Annotated in this window: 14 protein-coding genes; 5 read left to right on the top strand and 9 right to left on the bottom strand. The window is 68.7% G+C overall.

The window, feature by feature from the left end; translation table 11 throughout:
• Positions 1-84 precede the first annotated feature (84 nt).
• The gene (locus BST42_RS01015) at positions 85-480 is read left to right on the top strand and encodes an MmcQ/YjbR family DNA-binding protein (protein WP_083116707.1); all 396 of its coding nucleotides are present in this window, start codon (positions 85-87) and stop codon (positions 478-480) included.
• On the opposite strand, the gene BST42_RS01010 is transcribed toward BST42_RS01015, so the two are convergent.
• A complete protein-coding gene (locus BST42_RS01010; RefSeq protein WP_083116706.1) occupies positions 477-1,856 on the bottom strand; it encodes an FAD-dependent oxidoreductase in 1,380 nt (459 codons plus the stop codon). The genes BST42_RS01015 and BST42_RS01010 overlap by 4 nt on opposite strands.
• A 110-nt stretch (positions 1,857-1,966) precedes the next feature.
• Positions 1,967-2,974, bottom strand: a complete 1,008-nt coding sequence (locus BST42_RS01005; protein ID WP_083116705.1) for a uroporphyrinogen decarboxylase/cobalamine-independent methonine synthase family protein — start codon at positions 2,972-2,974, stop codon at positions 1,967-1,969.
• Between the two features lie 59 nt (positions 2,975-3,033).
• Here BST42_RS01005 and BST42_RS01000 point away from each other — a divergent pair, with 59 nt between their 5' ends.
• On the top strand, positions 3,034-3,672 hold the full coding sequence (locus tag BST42_RS01000) for a sensor domain-containing protein (RefSeq protein WP_083116704.1): 639 nt from the start codon (positions 3,034-3,036) through the stop codon (positions 3,670-3,672).
• Here the strand turns inward: BST42_RS01000 and mnmA are convergent.
• The 6 genes from mnmA to BST42_RS00970 all read right to left on the bottom strand — a co-directional run bounded on the left by mnmA (position 3,650) and on the right by BST42_RS00970 (position 9,675).
• The gene (gene mnmA, locus BST42_RS00995; protein ID WP_083116703.1) at positions 3,650-4,732 is read right to left on the bottom strand and encodes a tRNA 2-thiouridine(34) synthase MnmA; all 1,083 of its coding nucleotides are present in this window, start codon (positions 4,730-4,732) and stop codon (positions 3,650-3,652) included. The genes BST42_RS01000 and mnmA overlap by 23 nt on opposite strands.
• Positions 4,729-5,934 carry a cysteine desulfurase family protein gene (locus BST42_RS00990; RefSeq protein ID WP_083116702.1) on the bottom strand — a complete coding sequence of 402 codons (1,206 nt, stop codon included), beginning with the start codon at positions 5,932-5,934 and terminating at the stop codon, positions 4,729-4,731. Before BST42_RS00990 ends, mnmA begins: the two co-directional genes overlap by 4 nt.
• Before the next feature lie 109 nt (positions 5,935-6,043).
• Positions 6,044-6,880, bottom strand: coding sequence for a lysophospholipid acyltransferase family protein (locus BST42_RS00985; RefSeq protein WP_083116701.1), 837 nt, complete (start codon positions 6,878-6,880; stop codon positions 6,044-6,046).
• On the bottom strand, positions 6,877-7,725 hold the full coding sequence (locus BST42_RS00980; protein ID WP_083116700.1) for a GNAT family N-acetyltransferase: 849 nt from the start codon (positions 7,723-7,725) through the stop codon (positions 6,877-6,879). The genes BST42_RS00985 and BST42_RS00980 overlap by 4 nt, the downstream gene beginning before the upstream one ends.
• A gap of 156 nt (positions 7,726-7,881) precedes the next feature.
• The gene (locus BST42_RS00975; protein ID WP_083116699.1) at positions 7,882-8,838 is read right to left on the bottom strand and encodes an electron transfer flavoprotein subunit alpha/FixB family protein; all 957 of its coding nucleotides are present in this window, start codon (positions 8,836-8,838) and stop codon (positions 7,882-7,884) included.
• Positions 8,839-8,880: 42 nt separating this feature from the next.
• On the bottom strand, positions 8,881-9,675 hold the full coding sequence (locus tag BST42_RS00970) for an electron transfer flavoprotein subunit beta/FixA family protein (RefSeq protein WP_083116698.1): 795 nt from the start codon (positions 9,673-9,675) through the stop codon (positions 8,881-8,883).
• A gap of 135 nt (positions 9,676-9,810) precedes the next feature.
• Between BST42_RS00970 and BST42_RS00965 the strand changes: the two genes are divergently transcribed.
• Genes BST42_RS00965 through BST42_RS00955 form a run of 3 tightly spaced genes read left to right on the top strand, consistent with a single transcriptional unit; the run spans position 9,811 to position 13,450 of the window.
• Positions 9,811-10,656, top strand: coding sequence for a class I SAM-dependent methyltransferase (locus BST42_RS00965; protein ID WP_435405997.1), 846 nt, complete (start codon positions 9,811-9,813; stop codon positions 10,654-10,656).
• Complete coding sequence (locus tag BST42_RS00960; RefSeq protein ID WP_083116696.1) at positions 10,653-12,221, top strand: 1,4-alpha-glucan branching protein domain-containing protein; 1,569 nt, start codon at positions 10,653-10,655, stop codon at positions 12,219-12,221. Before BST42_RS00965 ends, BST42_RS00960 begins: the two co-directional genes overlap by 4 nt.
• Positions 12,218-13,450, top strand: coding sequence for a glycosyltransferase family 4 protein (locus tag BST42_RS00955; RefSeq protein WP_083116695.1), 1,233 nt, complete (start codon positions 12,218-12,220; stop codon positions 13,448-13,450). Before BST42_RS00960 ends, BST42_RS00955 begins: the two co-directional genes overlap by 4 nt.
• Before the next feature lie 4 nt (positions 13,451-13,454).
• Here BST42_RS00955 and BST42_RS00950 read toward each other — a convergent pair whose 3' ends face one another.
• Positions 13,455-13,937 carry an MPT63 family protein gene (locus BST42_RS00950; protein ID WP_083116694.1) on the bottom strand — a complete coding sequence of 161 codons (483 nt, stop codon included), beginning with the start codon at positions 13,935-13,937 and terminating at the stop codon, positions 13,455-13,457.
• Positions 13,938-13,976: the final 39 nt, after the last annotated feature.

Genomic DNA, 13,976 nt, shown 5'->3' with positions numbered 1-13,976 from the left:
AACCTCGGGATCGGACGTCTCTGCAGCCACCCTGGCAGGCTATCGGAGCGTTCCGACAGGCTTCGATCGTGGCAAGGTAGGGCCATGTCGCACCCGATCATGTTCGACGATTCCGACCCGATCCTTGCTCGGGTGCGCGCGATCGCGCTGGCATTGCCGGAGGCGACCGAGAAGATCTCGCACGGCAGGCCGACGTTCTCGGCTCCGAAGATGTTCGCCGTCTACGGCGGCAGCCAGAAGAATCCCAGCGGCCCGATGATCCGCTACGCGCATGCACTGCTGATCAAGGTCGACGACGGTGATCGCGAGGCGCTGCAGCAGGACGCCCGGTTCTTCTTCCCGGCCTACCTCGGTCCGTACGGGTGGCTGGGCCTGGACTTCGACGCCGCCACGATCGACTGGACCGAAGTCGCCGAACTGATCGACGCGTCGTTCCGGCTGCAGGCGCCGGCGCGGCTGATCAAGCAGCTGGACGGCTAGCCGGCCGGTGCCGGCTCGGGCTCCGGAATCGGCTGTGGCCGTCTGATATTGGCTCGAGCTACCCGCGCCAGGATTGACGGCCGCATCAACCGGGTGGGCGATTCGAGCATGCTCAGCACCCGGAAGAACTGACTGTTGACCACCACATCGGTCTCGACGGCGGTCAGGACCATGTCGGCAAACCTGCTGTTGATCCGCATTCCCAGCGGTCGCTCGCCGGCTATTTCCGGCAACGATAGATCGGCGCCGACCGCGTTGCGCCACGCCACCCGAACGATCTTGGCGGCATCGCGAAAGAACCGCTGCGGCAGGTCGGTGTCACCCCTTCGCAGACAACGCCGTAACGCCAGCGCCTCCAAGGCCGCCACCGTCATGCCTTGTCCGTAGATCGGGTTGAAGCTGCACACCGCGTCCCCGGTGACCATGAAGCCGTCGGGCCGTCGGGTCATCTCGTCGTAGCGGCGCCAACGGCTCGACGGGGTGCGATAGTGCGCCGTGTGCCCGACGGGTGCGGCCGACTCGAGTACCTCGAGAAGGCGACGTGGAAGTCGGCGCCGCGCGAGCCGCAGCATGTCGGTGTAGTCCTGCGCAGGCTCCGCACCCGCCATTACGCCCACGGTCATCAACCACGTGTCGTTCTCGTGGTTGAGCAGGGCGACAGTGGTCGCCTCTCCTGGCCTGGGGAACGTCGCCACCATGTGCTCGTGGATCGCGCCGGGCGGAATTCGGAGCCACTGGCTGGTGTAGCACAGGTTGACCACCAGCTCGTCTTCGCGCGGGCGGCCATAGCCAAGATCCTGCAGAAAGACCGGGGCTCGCGATCCTCGGCCGCTGGCGTCGATCACCAGGTCAGCATCGAGCACCGAGGCGGCTTCGGTGGCGCCGCGCCGCGCGACCAGTGCACCTGTCACTCGCTGACCTTCCTGCGTAGAGACCAGACCGACCACGTCGTGGCCGCTGAGCACCGTGGCGTTCGGGATCGCCGAAAGGTGTTTCAGCACATGCCAATCGAGGAATGGCCGGCTGGGCATGTACGTTGTCACCGCATCGGGCAAGCATCCCGACCGCAGGAACCGATGTCCGCCGTATTCGAGGTACACCCTACTGAGGTCACCGTCGCTCCAGGTCGGCACACCGCCGGCGACCATCTCGGACAGGACGCCGGGGAACAGTTCATCGAGCACGGCGACTCCCCCGGCTTGGAGCACGTGACCATGGGCCGCCTGCGGCACTCCGCGGCGGTGCACCGGCCGCTCGGGCGGTATATCGCGATCGACCACCAGCACCGTCCGATAGTGTTCGGCGGCCACCCGGGCGGCCAGCATCCCGGCCATGCTCGCCCCGAGGACAACCGCCCGTTCGCCCAGTAGCGCCATCGCAGACCCCTAACTTCGACCCATCGCTGGTCAGAAGGCTAGAGCTGCGGGCGGTCGGCGTTACGAGTAGCCGACCACTCGATTTCCGGCGCGGCGGCTACGCGCCGGACCTAGATCGCTGCGGGATCCTCGGCAACCGCGTCGCCGGCCCGCTGGCACAACCCGATCGCGACCCGGGCCCACGCAGCGTCCGCGCCGGCCAGCCCACACGCCGGGCTGATGCCAACTCGATCACGAATCGCGTTGCGGGAGAACCCGATTCGATCGGTGATCGCCACAGCCGCGGCGGCCACTTCTTCGGCGGACGGCCGGGCTGCCGGGGTGCTCGTCGACACCAGGCCGAACACGACGCTTCGCCCCGAGTCCAGAAACTCGCCCAGCCCGTCGAAGTCTTCGTCACCAAGGGTGCTCGCATCCACCGAGACGGCGTGGATGGTACTGCGCTGCACCACGTTCCACGGCACGCCCGCACAGCTGTGCAGCATCACTTCCGCTCCTGCGGCGGCAACGCACTCGTCGAGCAGGCCGATCGCCACCGCCTCGTCGACGGGATGAACCGGGTTCAGCGCCGTCACCCCGGTCAGCCGCCCGGTCAGCGCCGCGGACAGCACCGGCTCGTCGTACTGCACCACGACCGTCGTCGCCAACCGCCGGGCCAACTCGGCGCGGTGCCGCGCCACCCCCTCGGCCAGTGACGACGCCAGATCGCGCACCGCGCCCGCATCGGTGAGCGCTCGGTGCCCGTTCGACAACTCGAGCTGCGCGGCGAGTGTCACCGGGCCCGGCGCCTGCACCTTGACCGGCCGTCCGGAGCCGGGGCCGCCGGCTTTCTCCCACGCTTCCTCGATGGCGTCGATGTCCTCGTCGAGCAGACTCTTCGCCCGCCGGGTGACAGCACCGGGCCGGGCGGCGATGCGGTAGCCGCGCGGGACGGTGTCGATGGCGATGTCGACCAGAAGCGCGCCGGCCCGCCCGATCATGTCGGCACCCACCCCGCGGGCCGGCAGTTCGACCAGGTGCGGCAGCCGGTGCAGCTCCCCGACCACGATTTCGGCGGCTTCCCGCGGGGCTGAACCCGGCCACGAGCCGATACCGGTGGCTGCCGCGAAATCACTCACCGGGCAACCGTATTGGACGCACCCGGCACGCCGCATGCCCGGGGGCCTACCGTGATGACATGACGGTGCGCGCGGCAGTGGTCTGTTGCGCTGCTGCGGCGCTGCTGGCGGGCTGTACCGAGTGGGTCGAGGGGGCGCCGCTGCGCGCCGTTGGCGAACCACCCTATCGCCCGCCGGGTGTGGTAGATGTCGACCGAATCATGCTCAGCCAGACCCAGATCCAGGCCATCACCGGCGGCGGCCAGGACGTGACGATCATTCCGAGCATGGACGGCAAAGCCATGGTGGACGTCGATCCGCTGGCCGAGTCGGTGCCGCGCGATTGCCGGTTCATCTTCGCCGAGACGGATACGTTCGGCACGGATGTCGAGGACTTCCACAAGACCAGCTTCCAATACCCGCCGCGGCGCGCACTGATCTCGGAAGCGGCCGCGTCCTACCGAGACGAGTCCACCGCCCGGCAGACGTTCAACACCCTCTCGACCGCCGTCCACCGCTGCGCTGACGGACCGATGGGTGCGGGCCTTGTCGGCGATGTCGACGGTGACGCCGACTCGCTGCGAATGCGCCTTCCCCGATGCGGCCGGGACTATCGGCTCAAGGCGTCGGTGCTGGTGGAGGTGACGTTCTGCACGTTCCCCGAGTCGGTGCCCGAGATCGTGATGACGAATATTCTCAGCAAGATTCCTGGCGGCTGATCGTCGCGCTGCCGACGACCTCGTCACCGGCCGGGTCGGGCCGGTAGAGCACCAGCGTCTGCCCCGGCGCGACGCCGCGCAACGGTACCCGCAACGAAACGCGCAGCTCATCGTCGACGGCTTCGGCGACGGCGGGGACCACGCCACCGTGGGCGCGGACCTGAACCTCGCATTCCACCGGACCGGTGGGCGCGACGCCGGAGGTGAACACCGGACGGATGCCGGTCAGCGACCGCACTTCGAGGTCAGCTTTCGCCCCCACCCGCACCGTTTGCGACTCGGCGTCGATGGCGGTGACGTACCGCGGCAGGCCGTCCGGTCCGGGGCCGGCGATCCCGAGGCCCTTGCGCTGGCCGATGGTGAAACCGTGTACGCCGTCATGCTCGGCGAGCACCGCGCCGGTGGCGTCGTCGACGACGGCTCCGCGCCGCACGCCGATCCGGGCGCCAAGGAAGGCCTGGGTGTCGCCGGAGGGAATGAAGCAGATGTCGTGACTGTCCGGCTTGTCGGCAACGGACAGCCCGCGCTGCGCGGCCTCGTCGCGGATCGCCGGCTTGGGGGTGTCGCCGATCGGGAACGCCGCATGGCGCAGCTGTTGGGCGGTCAGCACACCGAGCACGTAGGACTGGTCTTTGTCGGCGTCGACCGCGCGACGCAGCCGACCCTCGGAGAGCCGGGCGTAGTGCCCGGTGGCCACCGCATCGAAGCCCAACGCCAGTGCTTTGGCGGCCAATGCGGAGAACTTGATCTTTTCGTTGCAGCGCACGCAGGGATTGGGGGTCTCGCCGCGTTCATAGGAGGAGACGAAGTCGTCAATCACGTCCTCGGCGAACCGGTCGGCGAAATCCCACACATAGAACGGGATTCCGAGCACATCGGCCACCCTGCGGGCGTCGCTGGCGTCTTCTTTGGAACAACAGCCGCGCGAACCCGTCCGCAGGGTGCCCGGTTGTCGGGACAACGCCAGGTGCACACCGACGACCTCGTGGCCGGCATCGACCATCCGTGCGGCGGCCACCGACGAATCGACGCCGCCGCTCATCGCCGCCAGCACCCTCATCGCAGTGCCCCCAGCGACGAACTGGCCAGCGCCGCTTGGCGGGCGCGCTCGACCGCGGCGGGCAGCACCCGCAGCGCCGCGTCGACGTCGGCCTCGGTAGTGGTGTGCCCCAGGGACAATCGCAGCGATCCGCGGGCGGCGTCGGCATCGGCGCCCATGGCCAACAGGACATGCGAGGGTTGCGCCACCCCCGCGGTGCACGCCGATCCTGTCGAGCACTCGATTCCGTTGGCGTCCAACAACATCAGCAGCGAGTCGCCCTCGCAGCCGCGGAACGTGAAGTGAGTGTTGCCGGGCAGCCGACGATCCGCCAGGGCACCGTTGAGATGGGTGTCGGCGATGGAATCCAGCACCCCACTGACGAGCCGGTCGCGCAGGTAGCGCAGTCGGGCGCCGGTGGCGTCGAGCGAGTCGACGGCGACATCGGCGGCCGCCGCCATGGCGACCACGCCCGCGACATCCGGTGTGCCCGAACGGACATCGCGTTCTTGGCCGCCGCCGTGCAGCAGCGGAACGCACGCGGTGGCCCGCCGCAGCAGCAGTGCGCCGACACCGGTCGGTCCGCCGAACTTGTGGGCGGCCAGGCTGATCGCCGACAGGTTGGAGCCTGCAAAGTCCACCGGGATGTGACCGACTGCCTGAACGGCGTCACTGTGGACCGGCACGTCGAACTCGGCGGCCACGGCGGCCAGTTCGGCGATCGGCATAATCGTGCCGACTTCGTTGTTGGCCCACATCACCGTGACCAGCGCCACGTCATCGTGTTCGGTCAGCGCCTCTCGCAGCGCGGCCGCCGTCACTGACCCGTCCGGTTCGGTGGGCAGGAACGTCACCTCGGCGCCCTCATGCTCGGCCAGCCAGGTGACGGCGTCGAGCACGGCGTGGTGCTCGACCGCGGTGGTCACCACACGGCGGCGGGCGGGGTCGGCGTCGCGGCGCGCCCAGTAGATCCCCTTGACCGCGAGGTTGTCGCTCTCGGTGCCGCCTGCGGTGAAGATCACTTCGGACGGCCGGGCACCGAGGCGTGCAGCGATGGTTTCCCGGGCCTCTTCCATCCGCCGACGCGCGTCGCGTCCCGCGGTGTGCAGCGAGGACGCGTTGCCGACGGTGGCCAGCGCAGCCGTCATCGCCTCGATGGCAGCAGGATGCATCGGGGTGGTGGCAGCGTGGTCGAGATACACCGGACCGGCGGTCGGGCTCATAGCCCGTCCAGGATACCGGCAGGCGCGCGGGCCCCTCGCCATGGCGAACGTCACCCCAGCGTGACACTCGGCGCCCGATGTGGCTTTGGAGTGACGTTCGGCGCCGAAATCAGCCCGCGAGGGCGTGGCTGTGCTGGAACCTCGGGGCGATCTGCCCGCGCACCGCCACCTCGCAGCGGGCCGCCAGCTCCCGCCGGTCGGTACCCGGCAGCTCCAGGGACGCCACCTCGACGTCGACGACGGTCACCCGGGTCCGCACCGTTCGGCTCAGCGACTGCCACAGCGAGTCGTCGCCGACGAACGCCGTCACGGTCGACGGTCGCCCGTCGCGGTGGTGGTAGGTCAGCCGCAGCGGCTGCACCGGCCGGCCGGAGTCGACGGCGGCCTGGAACATCGCCGGACGGAACTGGCCGTAGGCCAGGCCGCACCAGGTGGTCCCTTCCGGGAACGCGACGACGGTCTGCCCGTTGCGCAGCCGCTCGGCCACGGTCGCGACCACCTGCGGCAGCCGGCGCAGGCTGGCGCGATCGATCGGGATGACCTTCATGATGCGCGCCGCCAGACCGACGGCAGGCCAGTCGATGAGATCCGCGCGCGCGACGAACGCGCCCGGCAGCACCGATCCGATGACGAAGGTGTCCACCCAGGAGATGTGGCCGCTGACCACCAGCACGCCCCGCAGGTTACGAATCGGCCCGCCCGACACGGTGATTCGCACGCCGAGGCAGCGCAGGAAGGTTCGGCAGTACAGCCGTTGGACACGGCCCCGCCCGGGCAACGGCACCGCCAGCAGCGGCACCACCATCAGCAGCATCAGGGCTGCCGCGATGCGGTACGTCGCCCGCACCGCCGCGACGAGGCGCCGCGACGGCGGGGCACCGCCGGCGCGCACACAGCTGCTGTCACACAACGCGCGCGGCAGCCACGCGTGCTCGGTCACCGTCATGCCGTCCCCCCGACTCCGTCGGCCATCTCGCTGGCCGCCGACACCGACCTCAGCCTGGTCAGATAGCGCGTATCGGCCTGCCTTTTGTCCAGCAGGGCCGGAAAGTCGCCAACACCGAACTCGGGGTCGTGTGCGGGTTCTCCGCAGACCCGGGCGCCCAGGCGCAGGTAGCCGCGCATCAGCGGCGGGATCGTCGGACGGGCCGGCGGCGCGATGTCGTCGAGACCCTTACCGCCCAGCACGACCGGCCGATATGGGTACACCGTGTGCTCCGCGGCGGCGGCGTGGCGGCGCAGCACGAAGTCGCGCACGCCGCGAACCTGGCTGCCCGGGGCACCTGCTGGATCTTCCGGGTGCGTCGGCACCGAGACACACCCGGTGACGTAGTCGTATCCGCAGCGATCGAGATAGGCCAGGATGCCGGCCCACATCAGCAGCACCACGGCGCCGTTGCGGTGATCGGCGCGCACCACCGCGCGACCCATCTCCACCAGCGACGGCCGCAGCGCGTCGAGTGCACGGACATCGAATTCGGTTGCGGTGTAGAGACTTCCGGCGGCGATCGCACCGGGCGGCGGCATCATGCGGTAGCAGCCGACCAACTCGCCGGAGGTGTCCTCGCGCACCAGCAGGTGGTCGCAGAATTCGTCGAACCGGTCGGCGTCACGGCCGTCGCCGTCGGCGGGCAATGAGTAACCGGGTTCGGTGGTGAACACCTGATACCGCAGCCGCTGGGCCGCGTCGATCAGGCTGGGGTCGGTGGACAGCAGGAGTGAGTAGCGCGGGCCGCGCAGCGCGGCGGATTCGTTCTGGTCGGGGGCTATGAGTACGGAGGCAGTGCTCATACCTGAACGGTTGCTGAGGCGTTCAGCGGGATGTCAACGCCAGCATGACGTGTTCGTGCACGCTCGATGACCAATAAGGATTGACCGCCAACAGACGCAAACGCCCCCGAACACTCGGCGTGTCGGAGGCGTTTGCGTCTGCTCGCGCAGAGAAACCTAACCCTTGCGGGACTTGACCGCGTCGGTCAGCTGGGGCGTGACGTTGAACAGGTCGCCGACGATGCCGTAATCGGCGATCTCGAAGATCGGGGCTTCCTCGTCCTTGTTCACCGCGATGATCGTCTTGGACGTCTGCATACCGGCGCGGTGCTGGATCGCACCGGAGATGCCCAGCGCGATGTACAGCTGAGGCGAAACCGTCTTGCCGGTCTGGCCCACCTGGAACTGGCCCGGGTAGTAGCCGGAGTCGACGGCGGCGCGCGATGCGCCGACGGCGCCACCCAGCGAATCGGCCAGCTCCTCGACCACCGAGAACTTCTCGGCACTGCCGACACCACGGCCACCGGAGACCACAACGCTGGCCTCGGTGAGCTCCGGGCGGTCGCCCGCCACGGCAGGCTCGCGCTTGGTGATCTTGGTGGCGTTCTCGGCCTGAGCGGGCACCTCGACGGTCACCTGCTCGCCGGCACCGGCTTGCGGCGCGGCGTCGACGGAACCCGGACGCAGGGTGATCACCGGGGTGTCACCGGTGGCCTGGGCCTCGACTGTAAAGGCGCCACCGAAGATGCTGTGGACACCCACCCCACCTTCTTTGACCTCGACGACGTCGGACAGCACACCGGCACCGGTCCGGGCGGCCAGCCGACCGGCGATCTCCTTGCCGTCGGCGTTGGCAGCCAGCAGCACGGCGGCCGGAGTGGCCGACTCCACCAGCGACGCCAGCACGTCGACGAACGGGGTGATCAGGTAGCCCGCGGCGTCGTCCGATTCGGCGACGTAGATCTTGGCCGCACCGGCGGCCTTGAGGTCGTCGACGAGCGGCGCGGCGGTGCCGGGGGCACCGATCACGACGGCCGACGGCTCGCCCAGGGCACGGGCGGCGGTGATGAGCTCGGCGGTGACTTTCTTCACCGCACCTTCGGCGTGCTCGACGAGCACAAGTACTTCAGCCATAGCTGTTCAGCCTCTTTGTCTTTCGAATGGTCCGGGAAGGGATTAGATGATCTTTTGGGCGACCAGGTACTGGGCGATCTTGCTGCCGCCGTCGCCTTCGTCGGTGATCTTCTCGCCTGCGGTCTTCGGCGGCTTCGGCGTGGACGACAGCACCGAAGTGCCTGCATTGGCCAGGCCGACCTCGTCGCCCTCGACGCCGATCTCGGCCAGCGTCAGGGTGGTCACTTCCTTCTTCTTGGCGGCCATGATGCCCTTGAAGGACGGGAAGCGCGGCTCGTTGATCTTCTCGTTGACGCTGATGACCGCGGGCAGTGAGGCTTCGAGGGTGAACACACCGTCGTCGGTCTCGCGCTCACCGGTGATCTTGCCGCCCTCGACGGTCACCTTGCGCAGGTGCGTCAGCTGGGGCAGACCGAGGTACTCGGCGATGATGGCCGGGACCGCACCGCCGGTGCCGTCGGTGGCCTCGTTGCCTGCGATGACCAGTTCGGTGCCTTCGATGGCGCCCAGCGCGCGGGCCAGGGCCCAGCCGGTCTGCACCATGTCGGAGCCGTGCAGGCCGTCGTCGAGCAGGTGCACGGCCTTGTCGGCACCCATCGACAGCGCCTTGCGGATCGCCTCAGTGGCGCGCTCGGGGCCGGCGGTCAGCACGGTGACGGTGCCCGCGGCGTCGCCTTCGCGCTCCTTGATCAGCAGCGCCTCTTCAACGGCACGCTCGTTGATCTCGTCCAGCACGGCATCGGCAGCGTCGCGATCGAGCGTGAAGTCACCGTCGGACAACTTGCGCTCGGACCACGTGTCTGGGACCTGTTTGATCAGGACCACGATGTTCGTCATGAGTCTTCTACGTCCTCCTGGCAGGCGTCCTGCGGCCAGAAAAGGTCGCAAGACTTTTGGTCATTCCGCAACACACATCATGTTACCGATGGGTAACTTAGAGTGGTTCGCACGATCACCATAGCTGGTCGAAGTTTGTGTATTAGCAGCCCATCGGTACCGAGCAGTTCGCGAACCACCAACTTCGGGTTAGCCTGCCTTGCAATGAGCGCATTCGTGACTGACGCAGGTGACAGCGGTTTGCCGCTGACCGGCGAGCGGACCATCCCCGGGCTGGCGGAAGAGAACTACTGGTTTCGCCGCCACGAGGTGGTCTACCGCCGTCTGCTCGATCTCTGCGCGGGTCGTGACGTGCTGGAAGCGGGCTGCGGCGAGGGTTACGGAGCCGATCTGATCGCGTCGGTGGCCAACCGGGTGGTGGCCGTGGACTACGACGCGGCGACGGTGGCACACGTGGCGGCCCGCTACCCCCGGGTCGAGGTCGTCGAAGGAAACCTGGCGGCCTTACCACTGCCGGACGCTTCAGTTGACATTGTGGTGAACTTCCAGGTCATCGAGCACTTGTGGGATCAGCCACAATTCGTGGCGGAATGCGCGCGAGTGCTGCGGCCCGGCGGCCTGCTGCTGATGTCGACGCCGAACCGCATCACCTTCTCGCCCGGGTTGGACACCCCGGTCAACCCGTTCCACACCCGCGAACTCAACGCCCGCGAACTGGCCGAGCTGCTGACCGGCGGCGGCTTCACGCTGCGCTCGATGAGCGGTGTCTTTCACGGTCCGGGCCTGGCCGCGATGGACGAACGCCATGGCGGCTCGATCATCGACGCCCAGATCGAGCGGGCATTGGCCGACGCCCCCTGGTCCGACGAGCTGCTGGCCGATGTCGCGACGGTTCGGTGCGAGGACTTCGATCTGCTCTCTGATGACGAGCGCAGTATCGACGACAGCCTGGATCTGGTGGCGATCGCGGTGCGCGCATGAGTGGTAGCGCACCTGACCAGGTCCCCGGACAGTTCACCCTCGTCCTGCACACCCACCTACCGTGGCTGGCCCACCACGGCCGCTGGCCGGTCGGCGAGGAATGGCTCTACCAATCCTGGGCGGCGGCCTACCTCCCGCTGATGCGAGTGTTGCGCACGCTGGCCGCCGAAGACCGCCGCGGCGTACTCACCCTGGGCATGACGCCGGTGGTCACCGCGCAGCTCGATGACCCCTATTGCCTGGACGGTATGCACCGCTGGCTGGCCAACTGGCAGCTGCGGGCACTCGAGGCAGCCACCCTACGCACCCCGACCGGAGCCGGCACAGGTACCGCGACGACTCCGGAAGCGTTGCGCGCGTTCGGCATTCGTGAGTACGACGAGGCAGGGCGCGCCCTCGAGGACTTCAGCACGCTGTGGCGGCACGGCGCCAGCCCGCTGCTGCGCCAACTGATCGACGCCGGCACCGTCGAACTGCTGGGCGGCCCGCTGGCTCACCCGTTCCAACCGTTGCTCAATCCGCGGCTGCGCGAATTCGCGCTCCGTGAAGGCCTGGCCGACGCCGACCAGCGCTTCGCGCACACGCCGAAAGGCATCTGGGCACCCGAATGTGCTTACGCCCCAGGCATGGAACACGACTACGCCGCCGCCGGCGTCGGGCATTTCATGGTCGACGGGCCGTCGCTGCACGGTGACACCACGCTGGGCCGGCCGGTCGGAACGACCGATGTGGTGGCGTTCGGCCGCGACCTCCAGGTCAGTTACCGGGTCTGGTCGCCGAAATCGGGCTATCCCGGCCACGCCGCGTACCGCGACTTCCACACCTACGACCATCTGACCGGGCTCAAGCCCGCCCGGGTCACCGGCCGCAATGTGGACTCGGAGGCCAAAGCCCCCTACGACCCGCAGCGCGCCGACAACGCCATCGACACCCATGTCGCCGACTTCGTCGGAGTCGTCCGGCAGCGGTTGATCTCGGAATCGCAGCGCATCGGCCGTCCCGCGCACGTGGTGGCCGCCTTCGACACCGAGCTGTTCGGGCACTGGTGGTACGAGGGCCCGATCTGGCTCGAGCGGTTGCTGCGCGCGCTGCCCGAAGCGGGTGTCCGGGTCGGCACCCTCAGCGATGCACTGTCCGCCGGTTTCGTCGGTACGTCCGTCGAATTGCCGCCCAGCTCTTGGGGATCGGGCAAGGACTGGCAGGTCTGGGCCGGCGAGCAGGTGGCCGACATAGTCGCGCTCAACACCGAGGTCGTCGACACCGCGCTGACGACCGTCGACAAGGCACTCGCACACCGCGGGGCCGCCCCCAGCCGGGATGTCGTCGCCGACCAGATCCTGCGCGAGACGCTGCTGACGGTGTCCAGCGACTGGCCGTTCATGGTCAGCAAGGATTCCGCGGCCGACTACGCGCGCTACCGCGCACATCTGCATGCCCATGCCGCCCGGGAGATCTCGGACGCGCTGGCGTCGGGACGCCGCGACGCCGCCGAACGGCTGGCCGCGGGCTGGAACCGGGCCGACGGGCTGTTCGGCGCACTCGACGCCCGGCGGCTGCCCCGATGAAAATCCTGATGGTGTCGTGGGAGTACCCGCCGGTGATCATCGGCGGGCTGGGACGCCACGTCTACCAGCTGGCGACCGCGCTGGCCGCCGACGGTCACGACGTCGTGGTGCTCTCCCGGCGCCCGTCGGGCACCGATCCCAGCACCCACCCGACCACCGACGAGGTGCACGAGGGTGTGCGGGTGATCGCCGCCGCGCAGGACCCGCACGAGTTCGACTTCGGCCGCGACATGATGGCGTGGACGATGGCCATGGGCCACGCCATGATTCGCGCCGGGCTGACCGTGCAGGCCAAAGGCTGGCAGCCCGACATCGTGCACGCCCACGACTGGCTGGTCGCCCATCCGGCCATCGCGCTGGCCGAATTCTTCGACGTGCCCATGGTTTCCACCGTGCATGCCACCGAGGCCGGGCGGCATTCCGGTTGGGTGTCCGGCCAGATCAGCCGCCAGGTGCACGCGGTCGAATCCTGGTTCGTCCGGCAGTCCGATTCGCTGATCGCCTGCTCGGCGTCCATGGCCGACGAGATCGCCGAACTGTTCGGCCCGGACCTGGCCGAAACCGTCGTGATCCGCAACGGAATCGATTCCAGCCGTTGGGCGTTCGCGCCTCGGCAAGCCCATCCCGGCCCGCCGGAGCTGTTGTATATCGGCAGGCTCGAATACGAGAAGGGCGTGCACGACGCCATTGCGGCGCTACCGCGCATCCGGCGCACCCATCCGGGGACGACGCTGACGATCGCCGGTGACGGCACCCAGCAGGACTGGCTGGTGGAGGTGGCCCGAAAGCACAAGGTGCTCAGGTGCGTCCGCTTCGCCGGCCGGGTCGACCACGACGAGTTGCTGCGCTTGCTGCACCGCGCCGACGCCGCGGTACTGCCCAGCCACTACGAGCCGTTCGGCATCGCCGCGCTCGAGGCGGCTGCGGCGGGCATCCCGCTGGTCACCTCGACTGCCGGCGGTCTCGGCGAGGCCGTCATCGACGGCGAGACCGGGGTGTCCTTCCCGCCGCGGGACGTCACCGCGCTGGCTGCGGCAGTGCGGCGTGTTCTCGATGATCCTGTCGCTGCGCAGCAACGAGCCGTCGCCGCGCGGGACCGGTTGACCTCAGATTTCGACTGGCACACCGTGGCGGCCGAGACCGCTCAGGTGTACCTGGCCGCCAAGCGCCACGAACGCGATCCGTTGCCGCGCCGGCCGATCGTCGAGCACGCGCTGCCGGGGCGCTGAAGTCTCACGGCGTCCAGATCAGCAGGTCCTCCATGCCGTTGTTCATGGTGACCGTGGTCGGAGCGGGCCCCGTGACGTCGAAGTGGATCTTGCCCGTCGCCGTCGCGCCCTGCGGGATGGTGGCACCGCTGATGTTCGACGGCGCGGCCACCATCCAGAGCACCCGATAGGCCGCCTGGTTCGGAGCGACGGCGTTGAACTGCGAGATGGCCGGCGTGACCGGGCCACTGATCGCGTTGACGGTGGCGGTCGCCTCCCACAGCCGGCCGGCCACCGGGTAACCGGGCATCACGTCGCTGCTGGGTTTGAGGTCACTGACCTTCCAGCTCAACGAGACCTGGCCGACGCTGTCGGTCATCGTCAGCGGGCTGCCCAATTTACCGACGATGGGATAGTCGGCCGCCGCCGCGAACGGCGCGGCCGCCAGCACGATGAGTGCGCTCAACGCGATGGCCAGTACAGCCTTGATGGAACTGGAGATCTTCACAGTGCCCTCCCCGATGAAGACATTGAATGGACGCCTTTG

Origin of the sequence: Mycolicibacterium rhodesiae, assembly GCF_002086695.1 — a bacterium.
Lineage (GTDB): Bacteria > Actinomycetota > Actinomycetes > Mycobacteriales > Mycobacteriaceae > Mycobacterium > Mycobacterium rhodesiae.
This window is presented reverse-complemented; position numbering and strand designations above follow the sequence as displayed.

Bases quoted from the DNA above. Each gene is read 5' to 3' on its own strand.
- BST42_RS00960 (WP_083116696.1), top strand. From the start codon at position 10,653: ATGAGTGGTAGCGCACCTGACCAGGTCCCCGGACAGTTCACCCTCGTC.
- BST42_RS00970 (WP_083116698.1), bottom strand. From the start codon at position 9,675: ATGACGAACATCGTGGTCCTGATCAAACAGGTCCCAGACACGTGGTCC.
- BST42_RS00980 (WP_083116700.1), bottom strand. From the start codon at position 7,725: ATGAGCACTGCCTCCGTACTCATAGCCCCCGACCAGAACGAATCCGCC.
- BST42_RS01010 (WP_083116706.1), bottom strand. From the start codon at position 1,856: ATGGCGCTACTGGGCGAACGGGCGGTTGTCCTCGGGGCGAGCATGGCC.
- BST42_RS01015 (WP_083116707.1), top strand. From the start codon at position 85: ATGTCGCACCCGATCATGTTCGACGATTCCGACCCGATCCTTGCTCGG.
- BST42_RS01000 (WP_083116704.1), top strand. From the start codon at position 3,034: ATGACGGTGCGCGCGGCAGTGGTCTGTTGCGCTGCTGCGGCGCTGCTG.
- BST42_RS00985 (WP_083116701.1), bottom strand. From the start codon at position 6,880: ATGACGGTGACCGAGCACGCGTGGCTGCCGCGCGCGTTGTGTGACAGC.
- BST42_RS00990 (WP_083116702.1), bottom strand. From the start codon at position 5,934: ATGAGCCCGACCGCCGGTCCGGTGTATCTCGACCACGCTGCCACCACC.
- BST42_RS00975 (WP_083116699.1), bottom strand. From the start codon at position 8,838: ATGGCTGAAGTACTTGTGCTCGTCGAGCACGCCGAAGGTGCGGTGAAG.
- BST42_RS00955 (WP_083116695.1), top strand. From the start codon at position 12,218: ATGAAAATCCTGATGGTGTCGTGGGAGTACCCGCCGGTGATCATCGGC.
- mnmA (WP_083116703.1), bottom strand. From the start codon at position 4,732: ATGAGGGTGCTGGCGGCGATGAGCGGCGGCGTCGATTCGTCGGTGGCC.